This window comes from Microbacterium sp. (assembly GCF_030149085.1).
Lineage (GTDB): Bacteria > Actinomycetota > Actinomycetes > Actinomycetales > Microbacteriaceae > Microbacterium.
The window spans coordinates 1-3,012 of record NZ_JASBSF010000377.1 but is presented as its reverse complement, the minus strand read 5'-3'; the positions used below and the strand labels follow the sequence as shown (position 1 = coordinate 3,012).

Sequence of the window (3,012 nt, the reverse complement as noted above, 5' to 3'; positions counted from 1 at the left end):
GGAAGAGTGACGTTGCGGGTGAGCTCGACAGCCGACGGGGGCCACCACGCGCCGGCTACCGGTCCGCCGTTGCAGGTGCCGTCGCTTTCGCCCGGCGGCTTGATCCAGAAGTTCGTGTCGACCACGTCGTCGCCGTAGGTGCCGCCGGGGGCGCCGATGAGCCGGCCCGGCGGGTTGCACCACTCGCCGTTCGACCCGGCCCCGTTGCGCGAGGTGTCCACGATCGCGTGGAGGCCGCCCGTGAGCCCGGAGAGCTGGTGGGCGTAGTCGAACTCGAGAGTTGTGTCGTTGTAGTTCGAGACGTTCGTCGCGAAGCCGCGGATGACATCGTTCATGCCGATGCCATTGATGAGCTCTGCCATCTGCGACGCGGGCAGCCAGGTCGAGTGGCCACCGTCCACGTAGATCCAGGTGTTCGTCGAGGCAAGACGGGCGATGGCATCCCGCAGCTGTGTCGTGCGGTCGGCGAGGTTGCCGCACTCCGGTGCAAGGGCAAGACTGTCGGGTTCGAGGATGACGGTTTTCTGGATGTCGGGCGCGGAGTGCAGGGCATCGCCGATGATCTGTGTCCACTCCGCGTAGGCGGCATCGTCGAGTCCGCCCGCTGAGAGGCCAGCGCTGCAGTCGCGCTCGGGAAGCCCGTAGACCACGATTGCTAGTGCCCGGCCCTGTGTGCGCGCCTCGGTCAGAAGATTCGTCATCCGTGCGCCGATCTCACTCACGGGATCGATCTCGGGGGTCAACCAGTAGGCGGTGGGCTGCGCGGCCAAATACGCGGTTGCCGCGAACTCGTCGGTGCCCGCGGGGAGGTCAGGCAGCGCGAGGGCAGCCTTCGACTCCTCGGGCGCGATGATCGTCGTTCCGACGGCCGGTGCCGTCGCGGTCAGGTCACGGACCCAATGGCTCAGGAACATCCAGACCGTGGCCGCGATGGATGCCACAAGAAGCACGCCGACGCCGACGATCGTCGCGATCGCCCAGCCGGGCAGGATCTTCGACTGTGATTCCGGGCGCACCGCAGGGGTTTGGGGCTGTTCTTGCACCGCGGAGGCGCGTCGGGAAGGCACGACCAAACTCTAGCGGAGCGCCCTGCGACAGCTACCGTGCTGAGGGAGTGAGCCCCGTGTCCAATGGCGGGCCGGCCCGCCTGGCGGAGGGGGTACTGGGCGGGCCTATGGGGAAACGCTGGGGATATGTCCAGCGCAGCGCGCGCGGTCAGCATCCGTGCGCCTCTATCGTGGGGAGTGGCATGAAGGTCATCTCGTACAACCTGCGCAAGCACCGTGCAGCAACCGAGCTGCGAGAGCTCGTCGAGCGGCACGGCGCTGACCTGCTCTGTCTGCAGGAAGCCGACACCACCGACATCCCCGAAGAGATCGGCGGCCTCGTGCTCGCAGACTCGACGCAGCGCAACCGCCTGGGCCTTGCCGTCTACTACCGCGAGAACACGTATCGCGCGGTTGATGTGCGCGCGATCGCGCTGAAGAAGTCGCTGCACGATCGGGTGCTCAAGCCCGCCGAAGAGCGGATGCTGGGCGTGCGCTTGCACGACATCGATGCCGGCAGCGACATTGTCATCGCTTCGTTCCATGCGGCGCCGCTGACGGCGCTGAACTCGCTGCGGCGGCACCAGATCCGTACGGCGCTCGCCGAACTCGACTCACTGGGCGAGGGGCTTCCGAAGCTCATGGTCGGCGACTACAACTATCCCGTGTTCAAGGAGCGCCTGGGGCAGCACGTGCGTGATCAGGGGTACGAGCTGAACCTCAGCGACTCCCGGACCTATACGCGGTATCGGTTCTTTCGTGGGCACTATGACTTTGCGACATCCGTCGGTTTCACGATCGATACTGTGCGGACGCTGCCGCAGGGGCTCAGCGACCACCTGCCGATCCTCGTGACGGCTGAACCGACGCCGGCTTCCGGTGCGGCGTCGACGGATGCCGCGAGCGGCGTGGCCTGAGCCGCGCGCCTGACGCGAAGGCGCTGGTCAGCGGATCGCTGCTGCGTAGTGCATGAAGGCGGCGTAGACGAGCACGCCGACTCCGGAGGCCAGGAGCGCAACACCGAAATAGAGCAGCCAGTTGCGGGACTTGCGGGGGTCTCGCGGTTCGTAGGGGCTGCTCATGATGCCCGATCCTAGCTAGATCGAGCCGAGCGCGAGTGACGTGCGTGTTACAGGAGGGTTATCCCTCGTCTGCGGATGTCGTGAGCGGGCACGCGCCGCCCGCGACGACGCCGCTGCCCCCGATTGTCGGTGTCATGAGCGCTTCGAGCGTCGGGGTCGGCGGGGTGCGGACCTGGATTGTCGCGGTAGCCGTCTCGCCGGGGTTGAGGTTGGTCTCCCAGATCAGCACGTCGCGCCCGTCGTGGGTTCCGGTTCCGAACACTGTCGCGGCCTGGCCGTCACCGGCGACGCTCGAGACCACCTCTGACCCCGTCGGCAGGTAGAGGTAGGCGATGGTCCTTGTGATTCCGGCGGGCACACCGAAGTTGCCGCCGCCGGTGATGTACTCGGGGAGGCTGGTCGCGGCATCCGCCGGGGCCGTGCTTCGCAGGGTGACAGAGACCGTCGCAAGGGGGTCCTCGCGAAGGTACTCGCCCGGTCGGAGGTTCTGCGTGAAGGCGGTGCTCGCCGCGCACCAGCCGACTGACGTGGATGCTTCGGTGTAGTAGTCCATCTTGGAGCCCGTGCCGTCGTTGAGGTACACCCCGAACTGTGTGCGGGTGTTGTCGGTGACGGGAAGCTCGCCCTGGATGGTCGCGCCGTCGAGGATCGCCTGCTCGGTGGGATCGGCGCTCCACATGAACAGTCGGCGTTCGCTCCCGGCGCGGGCGAGAGCTTGGATCAGGGTTGCCGGGTCGGCCGCGCCGTCGGCGATCGTCTGGAAGACGACCGCGGCGGTCGCGGCGAAGAACGCGTCCTGGTCTCGGGGATTCGGGTACCGCTCGTACACCTCGTTGAGCAGCAGCGGCACAGCATTCTCGCTCGTGAGCTGTTCGCCCGTCGGG

The 3,012-nt window shown here is 67.1% G+C and carries 3 protein-coding genes and 1 pseudogene; 1 reads left to right on the top strand and 3 read right to left on the bottom strand.

Annotation, left to right across the window (positions count from 1 at the left end):
• Positions 1 to 1,067 (bottom strand): glycoside hydrolase family 6 protein (locus Q1V87_RS15160; RefSeq protein WP_300594719.1); only part of this gene is annotated, 1,067 nt, incomplete at its 3' end.
• A 182-nt stretch (positions 1,068 to 1,249) separates the two neighbouring features.
• Between Q1V87_RS15160 and Q1V87_RS15155 the strand changes: the two genes are divergently transcribed.
• Entirely contained in the window at positions 1,250 to 1,963 is a 714-nt protein-coding gene (locus Q1V87_RS15155; protein WP_300594717.1) for an endonuclease/exonuclease/phosphatase family protein, read from the top strand.
• A gap of 27 nt (positions 1,964 to 1,990) precedes the next feature.
• Here the strand turns inward: Q1V87_RS15155 and Q1V87_RS15150 are convergent, their stop codons facing one another.
• Together Q1V87_RS15150 and Q1V87_RS15145 are read right to left on the bottom strand one after the other, a co-directional pair.
• Positions 1,991 to 2,128 carry a hypothetical protein gene (locus Q1V87_RS15150; protein ID WP_300594715.1) on the bottom strand — a complete coding sequence of 46 codons (138 nt, stop codon included), beginning with the start codon at positions 2,126 to 2,128 and terminating at the stop codon, positions 1,991 to 1,993.
• A gap of 58 nt (positions 2,129 to 2,186) precedes the next feature.
• A pseudogene (locus Q1V87_RS15145) lies at positions 2,187 to 3,012 on the bottom strand (hypothetical protein); the annotation flags it as partial.